This is a genomic window from Pseudomonas sp. 8O (assembly GCF_902506495.1).
GTDB classification, from domain to species: domain Bacteria; phylum Pseudomonadota; class Gammaproteobacteria; order Pseudomonadales; family Pseudomonadaceae; genus Aquipseudomonas; species Aquipseudomonas chaetocerotis.
The window spans coordinates 671,998-689,653 of the sequence record NZ_LR733265.1 but is presented as its reverse complement, the minus strand read 5'-3'; the positions used below and the strand labels follow the sequence as shown (position 1 = coordinate 689,653).

The 17,656-nt window shown below is 63.9% G+C and carries 17 protein-coding genes; 11 read left to right on the top strand and 6 right to left on the bottom strand.

What is annotated here, in order from left to right:
• Positions 1-35 precede the first annotated feature (35 nt).
• The gene (locus GV002_RS16635) at positions 36-1,265 is read right to left on the bottom strand and encodes a M24 family metallopeptidase (protein WP_160019447.1); all 1,230 of its coding nucleotides are present in this window, start codon (positions 1,263-1,265) and stop codon (positions 36-38) included.
• A 187-nt stretch (positions 1,266-1,452) separates the two neighbouring features.
• Here GV002_RS16635 and GV002_RS16630 point away from each other — a divergent pair, with 187 nt between their 5' ends.
• The 6 genes from GV002_RS16630 (at position 1,453) to GV002_RS16605 (ending at position 8,044) form a co-directional block, all read left to right on the top strand.
• Positions 1,453-2,019, top strand: coding sequence for a cupin domain-containing protein (locus tag GV002_RS16630; protein ID WP_160019446.1), 567 nt, complete (start codon positions 1,453-1,455; stop codon positions 2,017-2,019).
• Between the two features lie 172 nt (positions 2,020-2,191).
• Positions 2,192-3,787 carry an ABC transporter substrate-binding protein gene (locus tag GV002_RS16625; protein WP_160019445.1) on the top strand — a complete coding sequence of 532 codons (1,596 nt, stop codon included), beginning with the start codon at positions 2,192-2,194 and terminating at the stop codon, positions 3,785-3,787.
• A 148-nt stretch (positions 3,788-3,935) separates the two neighbouring features.
• On the top strand, positions 3,936-4,946 hold the full coding sequence (locus GV002_RS16620) for an ABC transporter permease subunit (RefSeq protein WP_160019444.1): 1,011 nt from the start codon (positions 3,936-3,938) through the stop codon (positions 4,944-4,946).
• Positions 4,947-5,096: 150 nt separating this feature from the next.
• Positions 5,097-5,996 carry an ABC transporter permease subunit gene (locus tag GV002_RS16615; protein ID WP_160019443.1) on the top strand — a complete coding sequence of 300 codons (900 nt, stop codon included), beginning with the start codon at positions 5,097-5,099 and terminating at the stop codon, positions 5,994-5,996.
• Between the two features lie 102 nt (positions 5,997-6,098).
• The gene (locus GV002_RS16610) at positions 6,099-7,073 is read left to right on the top strand and encodes an ABC transporter ATP-binding protein (protein WP_160019442.1); all 975 of its coding nucleotides are present in this window, start codon (positions 6,099-6,101) and stop codon (positions 7,071-7,073) included.
• Positions 7,073-8,044 (top strand): peptide ABC transporter ATP-binding protein, encoded by a 972-nt coding sequence (locus GV002_RS16605; RefSeq protein WP_160019441.1) that lies wholly within the window; start codon positions 7,073-7,075, stop codon positions 8,042-8,044. The genes GV002_RS16610 and GV002_RS16605 overlap by 1 nt, the downstream gene beginning before the upstream one ends.
• Positions 8,045-8,149: 105 nt before the next feature.
• Here the strand turns inward: GV002_RS16605 and GV002_RS16600 are convergent, their stop codons facing one another.
• The gene (locus GV002_RS16600; RefSeq protein ID WP_160020188.1) at positions 8,150-9,322 is read right to left on the bottom strand and encodes an HD domain-containing phosphohydrolase; all 1,173 of its coding nucleotides are present in this window, start codon (positions 9,320-9,322) and stop codon (positions 8,150-8,152) included.
• A gap of 171 nt (positions 9,323-9,493) precedes the next feature.
• On the opposite strand from GV002_RS16600, the gene ada reads away from it, so the two are divergent.
• Positions 9,494-10,522, top strand: a complete 1,029-nt coding sequence (ada, locus tag GV002_RS16595) for a bifunctional DNA-binding transcriptional regulator/O6-methylguanine-DNA methyltransferase Ada (RefSeq protein ID WP_160019440.1) — start codon at positions 9,494-9,496, stop codon at positions 10,520-10,522.
• 156 nt (positions 10,523-10,678) lie between these two features.
• On the opposite strand, the gene GV002_RS16590 is transcribed toward ada, so the two are convergent.
• Positions 10,679-11,230 (bottom strand): DJ-1 family glyoxalase III, encoded by a 552-nt coding sequence (locus tag GV002_RS16590; RefSeq protein ID WP_160019439.1) that lies wholly within the window; start codon positions 11,228-11,230, stop codon positions 10,679-10,681.
• A 199-nt stretch (positions 11,231-11,429) separates the two neighbouring features.
• Between GV002_RS16590 and GV002_RS16585 the strand changes: the two genes are divergently transcribed.
• The gene (locus GV002_RS16585; protein WP_160019438.1) at positions 11,430-12,722 is read left to right on the top strand and encodes an NCS2 family permease; all 1,293 of its coding nucleotides are present in this window, start codon (positions 11,430-11,432) and stop codon (positions 12,720-12,722) included.
• Positions 12,723-12,882: 160 nt separating this feature from the next.
• On the top strand, positions 12,883-13,971 hold the full coding sequence (trmA, locus tag GV002_RS16580; RefSeq protein WP_160019437.1) for a tRNA (uridine(54)-C5)-methyltransferase TrmA: 1,089 nt from the start codon (positions 12,883-12,885) through the stop codon (positions 13,969-13,971).
• A gap of 3 nt (positions 13,972-13,974) precedes the next feature.
• On the opposite strand, the gene GV002_RS16575 is transcribed toward trmA, so the two are convergent.
• Both GV002_RS16575 and GV002_RS16570 read right to left on the bottom strand, forming a co-directional pair.
• Complete coding sequence (locus tag GV002_RS16575; protein ID WP_160019436.1) at positions 13,975-14,439, bottom strand: hypothetical protein; 465 nt, start codon at positions 14,437-14,439, stop codon at positions 13,975-13,977.
• A gap of 101 nt (positions 14,440-14,540) precedes the next feature.
• Entirely contained in the window at positions 14,541-14,918 is a 378-nt protein-coding gene (locus GV002_RS16570) for a DUF4345 family protein (protein WP_160019435.1), read from the bottom strand.
• A 129-nt stretch (positions 14,919-15,047) separates the two neighbouring features.
• Here GV002_RS16570 and GV002_RS16565 point away from each other — a divergent pair, with 129 nt between their 5' ends.
• Together GV002_RS16565 and GV002_RS16560 are read left to right on the top strand one after the other, a co-directional pair.
• Positions 15,048-15,482 carry a DUF411 domain-containing protein gene (locus GV002_RS16565; protein ID WP_160019434.1) on the top strand — a complete coding sequence of 145 codons (435 nt, stop codon included), beginning with the start codon at positions 15,048-15,050 and terminating at the stop codon, positions 15,480-15,482.
• A gap of 50 nt (positions 15,483-15,532) precedes the next feature.
• Entirely contained in the window at positions 15,533-16,393 is an 861-nt protein-coding gene (locus GV002_RS16560) for a neutral zinc metallopeptidase (RefSeq protein ID WP_160019433.1), read from the top strand.
• 9 nt (positions 16,394-16,402) lie between these two features.
• On the opposite strand, the gene GV002_RS16555 is transcribed toward GV002_RS16560, so the two are convergent.
• Positions 16,403-17,572 carry a Bcr/CflA family multidrug efflux MFS transporter gene (locus GV002_RS16555; protein ID WP_160019432.1) on the bottom strand — a complete coding sequence of 390 codons (1,170 nt, stop codon included), beginning with the start codon at positions 17,570-17,572 and terminating at the stop codon, positions 16,403-16,405.
• Between the last annotated feature and the right edge of the window lie 84 nt (positions 17,573-17,656).

The following is a 17,656-nucleotide window of genomic DNA, read 5'->3' as shown; positions in this document are numbered from 1 at the left end:
GATGGAAAGAGCTTCCGAGTCAGGCGTGGGCGTGGTCAAACGCCCAGACCGAAGGGGTCATCCACCGAATGGCTGGGCTGGGTAAACCAGCGCGGGCCGTCGGCGGTCATGTAGAAGTGATCTTCGAGGCGGATACCAAACTCGCCCGGCACGCAGATCATCGGCTCGTTGCTGAAGCACATGCCCTCTGCCAGCGGGGTGTCATCGCCGCCGACCAGATAGGGCCCTTCGTGAATGTCCAGGCCGATACCGTGCCCCGTACGGTGCGGCAGGCCTGGCAAGCTGTAGCCAGGCCCAAGCCCTGCCGCTTCCAGGCTACGCCGGGCCGCCGCGTCCACCGACGAACAGGGCGCCCCTAAGGTGGCCGCCTCGAACGCCGCCTGCTGAGCGGCTTTCTCCTTGTTCCAGAAGTCGCGCTGACGCGCGCTGGGCGTGCCAAAAACGTAGCTGCGAGTGATGTCCGACAGGTAACTGTGCACCTTGCAGCCGGTGTCGATCAGCACCATGTCGCCGTCCTTGAGCCGCTGCGCATGCTTGACCCCATGCGGAAAGGCACTGGCAGCACCGAACAGCACGATGCAGAAGATCGAGCCAGGTGCACCGACACGGCGGTGCGCCTGGTGGATGAACTCGGCGACTTCAGTGGTGCTGATACCTTCATGAAGAATGCTCGCAGCTGCCTTGTGCACTTCCAAGGTCATGTCCTTGGCGCGCTGCATCAGGGCGATTTCGGCTGGCGATTTGGATTGGCGACAGGCCGTGGTGATGCTGCCGGCATCGACGAAGCGATAACCGCTGGTCAGTTGGCGAATGCCCTCGAACATGAAAAAAGGCAAAGAAGAACAAAGACCTACCTTCGGCTGCGCACCATCATTGGGCAATATCCCCAGGCGCTTCAGGCAGTTCAGAAGTAACACGTAGGGGCTTTCGTGCTCCTGCCAGGTATTGATCGCGCCGGGCACCACCTGAAAGTCGCGCACCGTGCCTTCCTCGAATGCAGGTGCCAGGTACTCCAGTGCGCCGCTGGCCGGCAGAATCGCACCGACCATACGTTCGCTGGCATGCCACTGCACGCCGGTGAAGTACTGCAGGTTGCTGCCGGCAGCCAGAAACAGCGCGGCGATATCCTGCTCGCGCATCAGCGCCTGAGCGCGGGCGATGCGTACCTGGTACTCCGCCTCGCTGATCGGCTTAGCGCCGGCCATCATGTTCTGCAGGCGCGCCAAGGCCTGCTCCGGCGTGCTGCCGCCCACTCCCAGTGTCATCTGCGCATCCTCGTCTGGCGCCCACGACGAACATCGTCACCGGGCAATTGGTTGCGGGAAAATTTAAGTGGAACTTAAATTTTGGTCAAAGTTTTTTTCAGCCAGACTTAAAAAGCGCCCCGGCATCAGGCTGAAGTCCCAGTAGCTCATGGGTATACTGCGATGATCCGAACAGCGAGCCTCCTCCATGACCGCAGATCGCATTGGCGAACGCTTGCGCCGCTACCGGCGGGCCGCCGGCAAGACTCTCAATCAGGTAGCGGCAGACGCCGGTCTGACCGCCAGCTTCCTGTCCCAGGCAGAACGCAACCTGACCGGCGTATCGCTATCCTCGCTGGCGAGCATCGCCAAGTCACTCGATGTACCGCTCAACGTGCTGTTCGACCAGCCCACCCAGGCGCAGCCGGATTCTCACGTCAACGAGCGAGTGCGCTACACCGTCGGCGGCCAGCTGCTGGCCTACGAGCGCCTGTCCAGCTCATTTCCCGGTAACTCGATCAACGCGGTGAAGATGAACATTCCGGTGGGCTATCAGTCTGAACTGATCGCGCATGAGGGCGTGGAATTCTCCTACGTGCTCAGCGGGCAGATCGTCTACACCATCGAGGGTCGCGACTACCCCCTGGGCCCCGGCGACTCGGTGCACTTCGATGCCGGCAAGCTGCATCGCCTGGCCAATACTGCCGATGCTCCGGCCGAAGTGCTGACCATGACCACCATGGCGCTTTTCGGCGATCATCCCGCCAACGAGTGACCTTTTGCCCCAATTCAGGGCAAATATGCGCAATGTTAGTGCTGCTTAATTTTTGTTGACCACAATTTCAGCATGACTTAATTTCGAGCTCGACCCGGTGGGCTACCCGCCTTCACCGCATTACGAGCTCGCGCTGCACCCAGGCGCGAACAAAAAGAAAAAAGAGGTTCGCATGCGTATGTCTCCCCTGTGCAGGGCCCTGCTCACCGCAGGACTGCTCACCAGTGCTTCGTTCGCCCACGCCAACAACCTGGTGTATTGCTCCGAAGGCAGTCCGGGTGGTTTCGACCCCGGCCAGTACACCACCGGCACCGACTTCGATGCAGCCTCGGAAACCATCTTCAACCGCCTCGCCGAATTCGAGCGCGGCGGCACCAAGGCACAACCGGCCCTCGCCACCTCCTGGGACATCAGCGAAGACGGCCTGACTTACACCTTCCATTTGCGCGAAGGGGTCAAGTTCCACAGCACCGACTACTTCAAGCCGACACGCGACTTCAACGCCGACGATGTGCTGTTCACTTATCAGCGCATGCTCGATAGTAACCACCCGTTCCGCCAGGCATACCCCAGCGAGTTCCCCTACTTCACCGATATGGGCCTGGACAAGAACATCGCCAGCATCGAGAAGACCGACGACATGACCGTGGTCTTCACCCTCAACGCCGTGGATGCGGCCTTCGTGCAAAACCTGGCGATGAACTTCGCCGCCGTGCATTCGGCCGAGTACGCGGACCTATTGCTCAAGGCCGGCAAGGCCGCCGAGATCAACCAGAAACCCATCGGTACTGGCCCATTCGTGTTCAGCCGTTATCAGAAGGACGCGGTTATCCGTTTCAAGGGCAACACGCAGTACTGGGCACCCGAACAGGTGAAGATCGATAACCTGATCTTCTCCATCAATACCGACGCCTCGGTACGCGCACAGAAGCTACGCGCCGGTGAATGCCACATCACCCTCAACCCGCGCCCTGCCGACCTCCAGGGCCTGCAGGCCGACAAGGACCTCGCGGTACCGACCGAGCCTGGCTACAACGTCGGCTACATCGCCTACAACGTCACCCGTGCGCCGTTCGACCAGCGCGAAGTGCGTCAGGCGCTGGACATGGCGGTGAACAAGGCAGCGATCATCGACGCCGTGTACCAGGGCGCCGGCCAGCTGGCCGTGAACGGCATGCCGCCAACCCAGTGGTCCTACGACGAGTCGATCAAGGATGCCGCGTACGACCCGGAGAAAGCCAAGGAGCTGCTCAAGGCCGCTGGCGTGAAAGAAGGTACCGAGATCACCCTGTGGGCCATGCCTGTGCAGCGCCCCTACAACCCCAACGCGCGGCTGATGGCCGAGATGCTGCAAAACGACTGGGCCAAGATCGGCATCAAGGCCCGTATCGTCAGCTACGAGTGGGGCGAGTACATCAAGCGTGCCCATGCTGGTGAACACGACGCCATGCTGATCGGCTGGACCGGCGACAACGGTGACCCGGACAACTGGCTCGGTACCCTGTACGGCTGCGCCTCGGTAGACGGCAACAACTTCTCCAAGTGGTGCGACAGCGAATACGACAAGCTGGTGGTCGCCGCCAAGCGCGTGACCGATCAGGAACAACGCAGTGAGCTGTATCGTCAGGCCCAGGTGGTTCTCAAGCGCGAAGTGCCGATCACGCCGATCGCTCACTCCACGGTCTACCAACCGATGCGCACCAGCGTCAAAGGCTTCCAGATCAGTCCCTTCGGTCGCAACAGCTTCATCGGTGTCAGCAACAACTGATAGCCGGCTGTGCGAGCGCCCCCAAACGACGCCCCGGGCAAACGCCCGGGTCATGTCGTGATCGAACAGCTAACCTGCAACGTGCTCGAAGGAATCGCCAGAATTCCAGGCGGCTCGATACCGTTCTGATTAGGAGTTACCCACCGCCATGCTGAGCTTCATTGCACGCCGCCTGGGCTTGCTGATCCCAACCTTCTTCGGCGTCACCCTGCTGACCTTCGCGTTGATTCGCCTGATCCCCGGTGACCCGGTGGAAGTGATGATGGGCGAACGCCGCGTCGATCCGGAAATGCACGCTCAGGCCATGGAGCGCCTGGGGCTGAACAAGCCACTATATGCGCAATATTTCGACTACATCGGCCAGCTCGCCAGCGGCAATCTCGGCGAATCGCTGCGCTCGCGCGAAAGCGTATGGAAAGAGTTCCTCACCCTGTTTCCCGCCACCGTCGAACTGGCATTGGCCGCCCTGCTGTTCGCCGGCACTCTGGGGGTGATCGCCGGGGTCATCGCGGCACTCAAGCGCGGTTCGCTGTTCGACCATGGCGTGATGGGCATCTCGCTGACCGGCTATTCGATGCCGATCTTCTGGTGGGGCTTGCTGCTGATCATGTTCTTCTCGGTGGGTCTGGGCTGGACGCCGGTGTCCGGGCGTATCGACCTGCTCTACGACATCCCGCCGGTCACCGGCTTCATGCTGATCGACACGCTGCTTTCCGAAGAGCAAGGTGCCTTCGTCGATGCCCTGCACCATCTGATCCTGCCCGCCATCGTGCTCGGCACCATTCCGCTGGCAGTGATCGCACGGATGACCCGCTCTGCCATGCTCGAAGTGCTGCGCGAGGACTACATTCGCACCGCGCGGGCCAAGGGCCTGTCGCCGACGCGCGTGGTGTTCGTCCATGGTCTGCGCAATGCCTTGATCCCGGTGCTGACCGTGTTCGGCCTGCAGGTCGGCGCCCTGCTCGCCGGCGCCGTACTGACCGAAACCATCTTCTCCTGGCCGGGTATCGGCAAATGGCTGATCGAAGCCATCGGCGCCCGCGACTACCCGGTGGTGCAGAACGGCATCTTGCTGATCGCCTGCCTGGTGATCCTGGTCAACTTCACCGTGGACATCCTCTATGGCCTGGCCAATCCACGTATTCGCCATCAGAAATAGGGACGGCGCGATGAAGAACACACTGACCGAACTCGTAGGGTGCGCCGTGCGCACCAATGCAGAGAGTCGACACGTGGTGCGCACAGCGCACCCTACAACCTCTTCACGCTGGATGAAAAAAACGTCATCCACCCTACGCGAGGTGCGCCCATGACAGTCACCAGCCTAGACCAGAGCCTGCTCTACCCCTCGCCACTGAAAGAGTTCTGGCAAGCCTTCAGTCACAACAAGGGCGCTGTCTGTGGCCTCGGCTTCATGCTGCTGATGGTGTTCTGCGCACTGTTCGCGCCCTGGGTCGCGCCGCATCATCCGAGCGAGCAGTACCGAGATTTCCTGCTCACCCCGCCGGTCTGGCTGGAAGGCGGTCAGTGGCGCTTCCTGCTCGGCACCGACGAGCTGGGTCGCGACCTGCTCTCGCGCCTGATCCACGGAGCACGCCTGTCGCTGCTGATCGGCCTGGCTTCGGTGGTGCTGTCGCTGATTCCCGGCATCCTGCTGGGTCTGGTCGCCGGCTTCTTCCCGCGCCTGCTCGGCCCCGGCATCATGCGCCTGATGGACATCATGCTGGCGCTGCCGTCGCTGCTGCTGGCAGTGGCCATCGTCGCGATCCTCGGCCCAGGGCTGATCAACACCATTTTCGCCATCGCCATCGTCTCGCTGCCCTCCTACGTACGCCTGACCCGTGCGGCCGTGATGGGTGAACTGAACCGCGACTACGTCACCGCCGCACAACTGGCCGGCGCCAGCCTGCCACGGCTGATGTTCTTCACCGTGCTGCCCAACTGCATGGCGCCGCTGATCGTGCAGGCCACTCTGAGTTTTTCCTCGGCGATTCTCGACGCCGCCGCGCTGGGTTTTCTGGGCCTCGGCGTACAACCGCCGACACCCGAGTGGGGCACCATGCTCGCGTCGGCGCGCGACTACATCGAACGCGCCTGGTGGGTCGTAAGTCTGCCTGGCCTGGCGATTCTGCTCAGCGTGCTGGCGATCAACCTGATGGGCGACGGCCTGCGCGACGCCCTTGACCCGAAACTGAAGAACGCCATCTGAGGAGGCCCATATGCACAAGATGATCTCGGTGCGCATGGCGCACCCTACTGCACGGCCCCGTAGGGTGCGCCGCGCGCACCACAGCGGACTGGAGACCACACCATGAGCCTGCTGGATATCCGCAACCTGTCGGTGCGCTTTGGCGCGGCCGACGCCGTGCCGGTGGTCGACGGGCTCGACCTCAGTGTGGAAAAGGGCGAAGTGCTGGCCATCGTCGGCGAGTCCGGCTCCGGCAAGTCGGTGACCATGATGGCGCTGATGGGCCTGATCGACGCGCCCGGCATCGTCCAGGCCGACTGCATGCAGTTCGACAACACCGACATGCTGCGTCTGAAGGGCCGGCAGCGTCGGCGTATCGTCGGCAAGGACCTGTCCATGGTCTTCCAGGACCCGATGACAGCGCTCAACCCCAGCTATACCGTGGGTTTCCAGATCGAGGAAGTGCTGCACCAGCACCTCGGCCTGAAAGGTAAAGCGGCGCGTGCTCGCGCCCTTGAGCTGCTCGAAAGGGTCGAGATACCCGGCGCCGCCAGTCGCCTCGATGCCTACCCGCATCAGCTCTCCGGAGGTATGAGTCAGCGCGTGGCAATCGCCATGGCGATTGCCGCCGAACCCAAGCTGCTGATCGCCGACGAACCCACCACTGCGCTGGACGTGACCATCCAGGCGCAGATCATGGAACTGCTGCTGGATCTGCAGCGCGACCAGGGCATGGCCCTGGTGCTGATCACCCACGACCTCGCCGTGGTGGCCGAAACCGCCCAGCGCGTCTGCGTGATGTACGCCGGGCAAGCGGTGGAGCTGGGCCAGGTGCCGACCCTGTTCGATGCCCCCAGCCATCCGTACACCGAAGCGTTGCTCAAGGCGATCCCCGAACATAGCGCCGGCGCTCGTCGCCTGGCGACCCTGCCCGGTATCGTCCCCGGCCGCTATGACCGCCCACAGGGCTGCCTGCTGTCACCGCGCTGCCCCTATGTGCAGCCACGTTGCCGCGACGAGCGCCCGACGCTGGACGCACACGAGCGAGGCGCCGCGCGCTGCTTCTTTCCTCTTGTCCCCACGACGGAGGTGGCCTGATGAGCACCGTACTTCAAGCCCGTGAGCTGACCCGTCACTACAGCGTCTCCCGTGGTCTGTTCAAACCGGCAGCGTTGGTGCAGGCACTCAACGGCGTGTCATTCAGCCTGCAGGCCGGCAAGACCCTGGCAGTGGTTGGCGAGTCCGGCTGCGGCAAGTCCACCCTGGCCCGCGCCCTGACCCTGATCGAAGAGCCCAGCTCCGGTAGCCTGCAGATCGCCGGGCGCGAAGTGACCGGCGCCAGCCATACCGAGCGCAAACAGCTGCGCCGCGACGTGCAGATGGTGTTCCAGAACCCCTATGCCTCGCTCAATCCGCGACAGAAGATCGGTGACCAACTGGCCGAACCGCTGCTGATCAACACCCACCTGTCGCGCGCCGAGCGCCGTGAAAAGGTGCAGGCGATGATGCAGCAGGTGGGGCTGCGCCCGGAGCACTATCAACGCTACCCGCACATGTTCTCCGGCGGCCAGCGCCAGCGCATCGCCCTGGCCCGCGCCATGATGCTGCAACCGCAAGTGCTGGTGGCGGACGAACCGACCTCGGCGCTGGATGTGTCGATCCAGGCCCAGGTACTCAACCTGTTCATGGATCTGCAGGAGCAGTACCAGACCGGCTACGTGTTCATCTCGCACAACCTGGCTGTGGTGCGTCATGTCGCCGACGACGTGCTGGTGATGTACCTTGGCCGCCCGGTGGAGATGGGCCCGGCCGAAGCGCTCTACGCGCGTCCGCTGCATCCCTACACCCGCGCCCTGCTGTCGGCGACGCCGGCGATTCATCCGGACCCGGACAAGCCACGGATGAAGATCAGCGGTGAGTTGCCCAATCCGTTGAACCCGCCGTCCGGCTGCGCCTTCCACAAGCGCTGCCCACATGCCGACGAGCGCTGCCGTAGCGAGCGCCCGGAGCTGCGTCTGATCGATACGCGGCAGGTGGCCTGCCATCATGTGGAGCGGATCGTCGACTAGCTCTCAGGTATGGCGCCGCGCGGTAGACTCTCGCGGTGCGCACGGCGCACCCTACAGGCAAATGTCGGCTGCCGGTCTCAAGCGATGGATTGAGCCGGCGCCGCGTCATGGCGTCGGCGGCAGCGTCAACTCGATGTTTTCTGCCAGCGAGTCCTCCAGCCGCTGCAACTCCACGCCGACCGCAGCGGCGTCGTCAGCCAGAGCTTCGGCGATATGCAGGAACTCCGCCGTGGCTTCGACGAAGGCCAACACCACCATTGGGTCGAAGCGCGTGCCGCTGGCCGCGCTGATCTGCGCCACCGCCTGCGCAGGGCTGATTGGCGGTCGGTAAGGATGTCGGCAGCTCAGCTCTTCGAAGTGGCCCACCAACGCCATCAGACGCGCCGAAAGCGGAATCTGCTCGCCTGACAACCCCTGCGGATAGCCTTTGCCGTCCCAACGCTCATGTTGGCCGTAGACGATGTCTTTGGCATCGGAAAGAAAATCGGTGACGCTGCCCAGCTTGCGCTCGGCTCGCTGCAACGCATCCCGTCCGGCGATCACCCCCTCGCTCAGCAGGCGCAGGTCATTTTCATCCGGTTCGCCATGATTGAGCAGCACGCGATCCGGAAGGGTCAGCCGGTCGATCACATGCAACATGGCCGACTTGCCCAACTGGGCGATGCGCTCCTCGCTCAGAGACGCCGACAAGGCCGGCTGCTGCCGCGCGAATGCAGCGGTCAGACAGGTCATGTAGCGCTCGATACGCTCCAGGCGACGACTGCTCGGGTTGTCACGCATGACCGCAACGCTGGCCATGGCCTCGATGGTGACATCCTGCAGGTTCTGGATATCGCGCGTGCGACGCTTGACCTCGAGTTCCAGATACTCGCTCTTGTCACGCAGGTAATCGGTGGCTGCCTTGACCTGCAACTGCGCTCGAACGCGCGCGAGCACGATGGGCGCGCTGACCGGTTTGGTTATGTAGTCGGCGGCGCCAAGGTCGAAGCCCAACTGCTCGTCGGCGGCATCGCTGCGACCGGTGACCAGGATCAGCGGGATATGACAGGTCTGCGGATCGGTTCTGAGCCCGCGACAGAGCGCGTAATCGTCCTGCCAGCCCAGCAGAATCAGGTCTGGCTGCGGCCGCGACCTGGCGGCGTGTAGCGCCTCCTTGCTGCCAACCAGCCGCACCTGATAACGGTCGACCAAAAGCGCGCCGAGGCGCTGGCGCGCATCGACTGCATCGTCCACAACCAGAATCAGCTCCTGCTCCAGCCTATCGAGCATCCCGCGCATGGCGATCTCCGTTGGCACCTGCTTATCCATCATTAAAGGCGCTGGGCTGAAGTTGCGCTCACGCCGTCGTACAAATGACCTCGGCAGAGCTTTGAAAGTGCAATGCGGATTGGCAGGACAGCGAACGCAGTCGACAATTATCAGCAAGATCGCTAGCAGAAGGGCTGCTCCATGCTCGACCAGGAACGCTGTTGGCAGGCCGTTTGCGAACGTGATGAGACGTTCGACGGACGCTTCGTTTTCACCGTACGCAGCACCGGCATCTATTGCCGGCCGAACTGCCCTGCGCGGCGGCCACGGCGCGACAACGTCAGCTTCCATGCCGATGCCGCCAGTGCCGAGGCAGCTGGCTTTCGCCCGTGCAGGCGCTGCTCACCGCAGGGGCAAAGTCCGGCTCAGCAACTCGATACGCTGGTTGCGGCCGCCTGTGAGCTTCTGAATGGCGAGCAACACCTGACGCTGCCACAGCTGGCGGCACGCATCGGCCTGTCGCCATCGCATCTGGCCCGGGCGTTCAAGGCGCGCACCGGGATGACGCCCAATGCCTGGGCGGCGGCGCAGCGGCGCCAGCGTCTGGAGGCGCAACTGGGTGCAGCGGATAGCGTGCTCGATGCCGCCTTGGCTGCCGGCTATTCCGGGACCCGCGCGCTGTATGAACAACCCCAGGCCATGAGCCCCGCTCAGCGCCGCCAACGTGGTGCCGGCGAGCGCCTGCGCTACAGCATCGCCCCCTGCCCGCTCGGGCAGGTGCTACTGGCCACCAGCGACAGAGGCGTTTGTGCACTGTTGTTCGGCGACGAGCCGACAGCACTACGCAGCGAGCTGCAACAGCGCTTCGCCGCCGCCCAACTCGAAGAAGATGAACTGGGTCTGCGCAACTGGCTGCAGCAAGTGCTGGCGCAATTGCAGGAGCCCGAGCGTGCCGCTCATCTGCCTCTGGACATTCGTGGTACGGCCTTTCAACAGCGCGTCTGGCAGGCGCTGCAGAACATCCCCAGAGGCGAGACCCGCAGCTACGCCGAGTTGGCCGGGCAGTTGCGCAGTCACCCGCGGGCGGTTGCCCGGGCCTGCGCCAGCAACGCCATCGGCCTGCTGCTGCCCTGCCACCGCGTGGTGGCCAGCGATGGTAGCCTCAGCGGCTACCGCTGGGGACTGCAGCGCAAACGGCGGTTGCTGGAGCAGGAAAGCCGGGAGACGTAGCCCGTGCGGGCGCTTCAGCTCGTAGGGTGGGTCGGACGGCGATCCGCTTTAGCCCACGAGTCTTGAACGGCGCTTTGCGTAGCCCGGATGCAATCCGGGGAACATGATCGCCAGCGCCCCGGATTTCATCCGGGCTACAGATTCAGGGCCGCGCCCCTACACCAGCATCGCCTTGGCCACCTCGGCGCGTGTGCCGCGCCCGACCAGTTGCTCCACCAGGGTCAGGGCAAACACCAACGCCGTTCCCGGACCTTGGCTGGTGATGCAGTTGCCATCGACCACTACCGCCTCATCCACGAACGTGCAGCCGCTCAGTCGATCGCTGAACGCCGGGTAGCAGGTCATGCGCCGCTGCCTGAGCACCCCGTAGCGCTGCAACGCCAAGGCGGGCGCGGCGCAGATGGCAGCGAACAGCTCGCCCGCCTTGGCCTGCTTGCGTACGCGCTCGGCCAGTGGTTCGAAGTCAGCCAAATGCTGCGCACCCGGCATGCCACCGGGCAGGACGATCAGGTCGAAATCCTGCGCCAGCACGTCCACCAGCATGGCATCGGCAGTCAGGCGGGTGCCACGGGCGCAGGTGATCATCCTGCGCTCTTCGATACTCGCTACCAGTACCTCGATATCGGCGCGGCGCAGCACGTCGATCAAGGTCACGCACTCGAGATCTTCGACACCATCGGCGACTGCAATCAGTGCTCGCTTGCTCATCTCACCACTCCTTGAGGCAGAAAATGAAACTGTCCACCTGGTCATAAAAAGACACGGCAGACCATAAATTCACCCGGCAAAACCTTGCTGGTATGATGCGCGGCTTTTGCCAGATCGAGCAATTTTCCGGCCTGCACGGACGAATGTGCTTTGCTTTGTGCAGATCAATTTCGGCGCGCTCGCGCCTCGGGGAGCCACCATGCTGGAAAGACTGTTCCAACTCAAAGCCCACAACACCACGGTGCGCACCGAGGTACTGGCCGGGATCACCACCTTCCTGACCATGGCCTACATTCTCTTCGTCAACCCGGAAATGCTGGCCAAGACCGGCATGGACCACGGCGCGGTGTTCGTCGCCACCTGCTTGGCTGGAGCCATCGGCTCGCTGATCATGGGCCTGCTGGCCAACTACCCGATCGCCCTGGCGCCCGGCATGGGCCTCAACGCCTTCTTCACCTACACCGTGGTGATGACCATGGGCTACAGCTGGCAGACCGCCCTGGGCGCGGTGTTCCTCTCCGGCGCAATCTTCTTCCTGCTGTCGATCTTCAAGATCCGCGAGTGGATCATCAACAGCATCCCGTTGGCGCTACGCGCCGGCATCGCCGCCGGTATCGGCCTGTTCCTGGCGATCATCGCATTGAAGAATGCCGGCATCGTGGTCGATCACCCGGCCACCCTGGTCGGCCTCGGCGACATGAGCAAGGGCGGCGCGCTGCTGGCCTGCCTGGGGTTCTTCGTCATCGCCGCACTGGCCTATCGCAAGGTCACCGGCGCGGTGATGATCGGCATCCTGCTGGTCACCGGCCTGTCCATTGCCCTCGGTCTGTCCGAACTGCAAGGCGTAGTGTCGATGCCACCGTCGCTGATGCCGACCCTGCTGCAACTGGACATTGCCGGTGCGCTGGATATCGGCTTGATCAGCGTGATCTTCGCCTTCCTCTTCGTCGACCTGTTCGACACCTCCGGTACCCTGGTCGGCGTCGCGCAGAAGGCCAACCTGCTGGACAAGGACGGCAAGATGCCACGTCTGGGCCGTGCCCTGCTGGCCGACAGCACCGCGACCATGGCCGGCGCCGCGCTGGGCACCAGCACCACCACCAGCTACATCGAATCCGCCGCTGGCATCAGCGCCGGCGGGCGTACCGGCCTGACCGCCTGCGTGGTGGCTGCGCTGTTCCTCCTGGCCCTGTTCTTCGCCCCGCTGGCTGGTGCCGTTCCGGCCTACGCCACCGCGCCAGCGCTGCTGTTCGTCGCCGTGCTGATGATGAGCAGCCTGGCCCAGATCGACTGGGACGACCTGACCGTCGCCGCGCCGGTGGTGGTCGCCGCCCTGGCCATGCCGCTGACCTTCTCCATCGCCAACGGCATCGCTTTTGGCTTCATCGCCTGGACCGCGGTAAAGGTACTGGCCGGCCGCTGGCGCGAGCTGAACCCGGCGATGTGGGTGCTCTCGGCCCTGTTCGTGGTCAAGCTGGCCTACTTCGCCTGATCAGCGCACAAGCTGGATGATCATGATCGTTCCCACGCTCCGCGTGGGAACGCCTCCCCCGGACGCTCTGCGTCCCGCGCCACCAATGATCGACGACAACGGCACGCCGACAACGGAATCGCTACAATGGCGCCCCGTTTTCCTGCCCCATGAGTGACCGATGAGCCGCCCCGCATTCGACCCCGCCACCTACGACGCCCAACTCGCCGAGAAGAAGGCCCGCCTGGTCGAACTGCTGGCGCCCTTCGGCGCGCCGGAGCCTGCGGTGTTCGACTCACCGCGCGAGCACTACCGCATGCGCGCCGAGTTCCGCCTGTGGCGTGAAGACGGCCAGCGCCACTACGCGATGTTCGCGCCGGGCGACAAGCACACGCCGATCCTGCTCGACGATTTCCCCATCGCCAGCCTGCGTATCAACGCGCTGATGCCGCGCCTGCGCGCCGCCTGGCAGGCCAGCGAAGCGCTGTCGTTCAAACTGTTCCAGGTGGAGTTCCTCACCACCCTGGCCGGTGATGCGCTGATCACCCTGGCCTACCACCGCCCGCTGGACGACACCTGGCAAGCCGAGGCAGAACGCCTGGCCGCCGAGCTGAACGTCAGCCTGGTTGGACGCTCACGCGGCCAGCGCCTGGTGATCGGTCGCGACTATGTAGAAGAAGAACTGAGCGTGGCCGGACGCAGTTTCCGCTATCGCCAGCCCGAAGGCGCCTTCACCCAGCCCAATGGCCGGGTGTGCGAGAAGATGCTGGGCTGGGCCTATGACGTGCTCGGCGAGCGTAACGACGACCTGCTGGAGCTGTACTGCGGCAACGGCAACTTCACCCTGCCGCTGGCCACCCGCGTACGTCGCGTGCTGGCCACCGAGATCAGCAAGGCCTCGGTGAATGCCGCCCTGGCCAACCTGGCTGACAACGGCGTGAACAACGTCGAGCTGGTGCGCCTGTCCGCCGAAGAGCTGACCCAGGCATTGAACGAAGTGCGCCCGTTCCGCCGCCTGGCCGGCATCGACCTCAAGAGCTATGAGTTTGGCAGCGTCTTCGTCGACCCGCCGCGCGCCGGCATGGACCCGGACACCTGCGAGCTGACCCGGCGCTTCGAGCGTATCCTGTACATCTCCTGCAATCCGGAAACCCTGGCCGCTAACATCGCCCAACTGAGCGACACCCACAAGGTGACGCGCAGCGCCCTGTTCGACCAGTTCCCCTACACCCACCATATGGAAGCGGGTGTGTTGCTGGAAAGGCGCTGAGATTCAGGTTGCTGGTTGCGTGCTATCCAACAGGGCAATGGCGTAGCCATTGAGCGATAGCACCAGCGCGTGACCTTTGGCGAGCACCACCTCTGCCTCGTTATCCTGAGCCAGCAGAACCTCGCGCAGCGTGTAGGGAATCTCGACGGGGACCCCATCGATCGTGGTGGTTTCAGAATTGGCGCCGCTCATGCTGTAGCGAACGACTTTGCCCTCGCCTTTCAAGCGATAAACTTCGTCAGTCAACGGTTCGTATGAAGGCGCCATAGTGCCCAGATAGCCAAGCCCTTTGGCGAACTCGGCCAGGCTGTCACGCTCGTTCTGCTGCAAGGTACGATGAGATTTGCCATGCAGGCGCAGATCCTGAAGATTCATACGCCCCGAGAGATGCTCGCCAAAGAAGCGGGTGGCATTGAATGCAAAGAAGGCAATCAAGCCAAGGCCGATCAGGCCCATAACGACGTCCATATCAAAGGTCCTTGTTCACGGAATATTGCACCGCGCATTTTCTTGCCAAGTGCCCCCTACAGCAAGCGTGCCGTGCCGTATCGTGACGCACGTCTCTCGCGCTAGAGACCGCGCAACGCCCACCAGGCCAGCCCGGCCGACACCACCTCGAGCAGCAGCGCGTAGAGGTTGAAGGTCTGCTGCGCACCACCGTCCAGCCACAGACCGGCAGTACGCGCCAGCGCCAGCACACTGTACAGCAGCACCAGCAGAAGCAGTGCCGGGCGCAGCAGGTCCAGGCGCAGCAGCGCCATCGCCAGGTAAGCCGCCAGCCCCAGTTGCAAGCCGCCGTAATAGGCGCGCACTTCGGTCACCGCAGCGTTGCCCATCAGCAGTGCGCCGCTGAAGCTGGCCATTTCCTCGGGACGAATGAAGTAGGCCAGCCCCAGCACGAGCAAGGCAGCGACCTGGATCAACAGGACGATTCGGGCGAACAGCATCGGCAGGTTCCGGGCAATGGATGGCTGCCGCCAGCATAGGCCGCCACGGGTCGCGACGCATAGTCGCAATGACTTGGGCAGCCGCGATGCCGACGCTATGCTGAACACTCGATTATCTGGAGCCTTGCCATGCGTCGTTCCCTGTTCGTCCTCTGCCTCTTCACCAGCCTCGCTCACGCCAGCGAGCCACTGACCATCGATGTACACCGCGATGCCAATTGTGGCTGCTGCAAGGCCTGGATCAGCCATCTGCAGGACAATGGCTTCACCGTCAACGACCATGTCGAGGCCGACATGGTCGCCGTCAAACAGCGACTCGGCGTTCCGCCTCGCCTGGCTTCCTGCCACACCGGCGTGATCGACGGCAAATTCGTCGAAGGCCACGTGCCGGCGGCCGACATTCTCAAACTGCGTGAGCGCGCGGACCTGATCGGTGCTGCCGTACCTGGCATGCCCATGGGCTCACCGGGCATGGAATATGGTGATCGCGCCGACGCCTATCAGGTGATCGGCCTGGATCGCGCGCGCCAGGATCAGCTGCTGAACGACTATCCCGCCAACTGAGTCGGCGCGCGCAGCTACACTGCTGCGATAACCAACCTGGGAGTGCGGCCATGCGCTGGCAACGCGGTAGACGTAGTGACAACGTGGTGGATGCGCGCGGCCGTTCCGGCAGGCGACTCGGCGGCGGCCTGAGCCTCGGCGGTGTGGCGGTGATCGTCATCGTTGGCCTGCTGATGGGCCAGGACCCTCTGCAGATTCTCGGTCAGATCGCCGGCCAGGCCACCCAGCCGCAGGTTACCCAGACGCAGAGCGCGCCAGCGGCGAACGACGAGCAGAGCGAGTTTGTCCGCGCCATTCTCGGCGATACCGAAGACACCTGGCGCGAGCTGTTCCAGCAAGCCGGCCAGCAATATCGCGATCCGCAACTGGTGCTGTTCTCCGACGGCGTCAATTCCGCCTGTGGTTTCGCCAGCTCGGCAGTCGGCCCCTTCTACTGCCCAGGTGATCAGCGTGTGTATCTGGACATGGCGTTTTTCCGCGAGATGGAGCAACGCTTCTCCGCAGCGGGTGATTTCGCCCAGGCCTACGTGATCGCCCATGAAGTCGGCCATCACGTACAAACCCTGCTCGGCGTATCGGCCAAGGTCAATGCGGCGCGCCAGCGGGGTGAACGCGTCGAGGGCGACGGCGGTCTGCTGGTGCGTCAGGAACTGCAGGCCGACTGCCTGGCCGGGGTCTGGGCGCATCACGCGCAACGCCGGCATGCCTGGCTGGAGGCCGGCGACCTGGAAGAAGCACTGAACGCAGCCAGCGCCATCGGTGATGACCGCCTGCAGAAGCAGTCGCGCGGTCAGGTGGTGCCGGATGCTTTCACCCATGGCACCTCGCAGCAGCGCGTGCGCTGGTTCAGCGCCGGTTTCGAGAGCGGTCAGCCGGGACGTTGCGACACCTTCAAGGCGGCGCGCCTTTAACGCACCGGATCAGACCACGAAACGCTTGCTCCACCAGGCGAAGCCGCAGGCGCCAGCGCCGCACAGGGCGATCACCAGCGCCATGGGCATGGCCGAACCATCATGCAGGAAGGCCACCAACGCCGAAGCGCTGGCCGCCACGCTGAACTGCATGCTGCCCAGCAACCCGGATGCGCTGCCGGCATGACGGCCCTGCCCGGCCATGGCGCAAGCCGTGGCATTGGGCAGCACACAGCCGAGGCTGGCCACGCAGATGAACAGCGGAATCAGCAGCGGCCACAACTCGGCCGGTTGCCACAGCGCCAACGCCAGCAGGCACAAGCCACTGGCCAGGTACACCAGCACCATGCGTCGCAGCCACAGCGCCGGACCGCCGCGCAGCACCAGACGCGCATTGACCTGCGCCATGATCACGAAGCCTGCCGCGTTGCTGCCAAACAGCCAGCCGTAGTGTTCGGCCGGCACACCGTACAGTTCGATGAACACGAAGGGCGAGCCGGCGATGTAGGCGAACATACCGGCCATCGCCACACCGCCGGCCAGGCTGTAGCCCATGAACGGCGCATTGCCCAGCAACGCTCGGTACTGGCCGAAGGCACCACTCAGCGGCGCCGGTTGCAGATGCTGCGGGCGCGTCTCCGGCAACCACAGCAGCACGGCCAGCAGGCACAGCCCGGCAAAGATCGCCAGGCTGTGGAAGATCCACGGCCAGCCCAGCGTATTGAGCAGCAGCCCGCCCCCCAGGGGCGCGAGAATCGGCGCCAGGCCCATCACCAGCACCAGTTGCGAGAACACCTTGGCCGAAGCCAGCGGATCGCACAGGTCGCGCACTACCGCGCGGGTGATCACCATCCCGGCACAGCCGCCGAGGGCCTGGACGAAGCGCGCCGTCACCAACCATTCCAGGTTCGTCGCCAGGGCACAGGCCAGCGATGCCACGGTGAACAACGCCACCCCGACCAGCAGCGGCACACGGCGACCGAAGCGATCCGCCAATGGTCCGTAGAACAGCTGGCCGATGGCGATCCCGACGAAATAGGCTGCCAGCGACAGCTGAATATGTTCGACATCGGTGCCGAACTGCTGCGCCAGGGTGGGGAAGCTCGGCAGGTAGAAATCGATGGCCAAGGGGCCGAAGGCGCTCAGCGCGCCCAGAATCAGCAGGGTTCGCAGGTTCATGAATTATCCGGACTATTGTTAGCCGGCTAATCATCTCACCGACCAGGCCGCAGATGAAAGCGCGGATCGCCGAACGACGGTTCG

What these genes read in the sequence shown, in the direction of transcription:
- GV002_RS16635 (WP_160019447.1), bottom strand. Translation starts at nt 1,265, where the DNA reads ATGACACTGGGAGTGGGCGGCAGCACGCCGGAGCAGGCCTTGGCGCGC.
- GV002_RS16630 (WP_160019446.1), top strand. Translation starts at nt 1,453, where the DNA reads ATGACCGCAGATCGCATTGGCGAACGCTTGCGCCGCTACCGGCGGGCC.
- GV002_RS16625 (WP_160019445.1), top strand. Translation starts at nt 2,192, where the DNA reads ATGCGTATGTCTCCCCTGTGCAGGGCCCTGCTCACCGCAGGACTGCTC.
- GV002_RS16620 (WP_160019444.1), top strand. Translation starts at nt 3,936, where the DNA reads ATGCTGAGCTTCATTGCACGCCGCCTGGGCTTGCTGATCCCAACCTTC.
- GV002_RS16615 (WP_160019443.1), top strand. Translation starts at nt 5,097, where the DNA reads ATGACAGTCACCAGCCTAGACCAGAGCCTGCTCTACCCCTCGCCACTG.
- GV002_RS16610 (WP_160019442.1), top strand. Translation starts at nt 6,099, where the DNA reads ATGAGCCTGCTGGATATCCGCAACCTGTCGGTGCGCTTTGGCGCGGCC.
- GV002_RS16605 (WP_160019441.1), top strand. Translation starts at nt 7,073, where the DNA reads ATGAGCACCGTACTTCAAGCCCGTGAGCTGACCCGTCACTACAGCGTC.
- GV002_RS16600 (WP_160020188.1), bottom strand. Translation starts at nt 9,322, where the DNA reads ATGCGCGGGATGCTCGATAGGCTGGAGCAGGAGCTGATTCTGGTTGTG.
- ada (WP_160019440.1), top strand. Translation starts at nt 9,494, where the DNA reads ATGCTCGACCAGGAACGCTGTTGGCAGGCCGTTTGCGAACGTGATGAG.
- GV002_RS16590 (WP_160019439.1), bottom strand. Translation starts at nt 11,230, where the DNA reads ATGAGCAAGCGAGCACTGATTGCAGTCGCCGATGGTGTCGAAGATCTC.
- GV002_RS16585 (WP_160019438.1), top strand. Translation starts at nt 11,430, where the DNA reads ATGCTGGAAAGACTGTTCCAACTCAAAGCCCACAACACCACGGTGCGC.
- trmA (WP_160019437.1), top strand. Translation starts at nt 12,883, where the DNA reads ATGAGCCGCCCCGCATTCGACCCCGCCACCTACGACGCCCAACTCGCC.
- GV002_RS16575 (WP_160019436.1), bottom strand. Translation starts at nt 14,439, where the DNA reads ATGGACGTCGTTATGGGCCTGATCGGCCTTGGCTTGATTGCCTTCTTT.
- GV002_RS16570 (WP_160019435.1), bottom strand. Translation starts at nt 14,918, where the DNA reads ATGCTGTTCGCCCGAATCGTCCTGTTGATCCAGGTCGCTGCCTTGCTC.
- GV002_RS16565 (WP_160019434.1), top strand. Translation starts at nt 15,048, where the DNA reads ATGCGTCGTTCCCTGTTCGTCCTCTGCCTCTTCACCAGCCTCGCTCAC.
- GV002_RS16560 (WP_160019433.1), top strand. Translation starts at nt 15,533, where the DNA reads ATGCGCTGGCAACGCGGTAGACGTAGTGACAACGTGGTGGATGCGCGC.
- GV002_RS16555 (WP_160019432.1), bottom strand. Translation starts at nt 17,572, where the DNA reads ATGAACCTGCGAACCCTGCTGATTCTGGGCGCGCTGAGCGCCTTCGGC.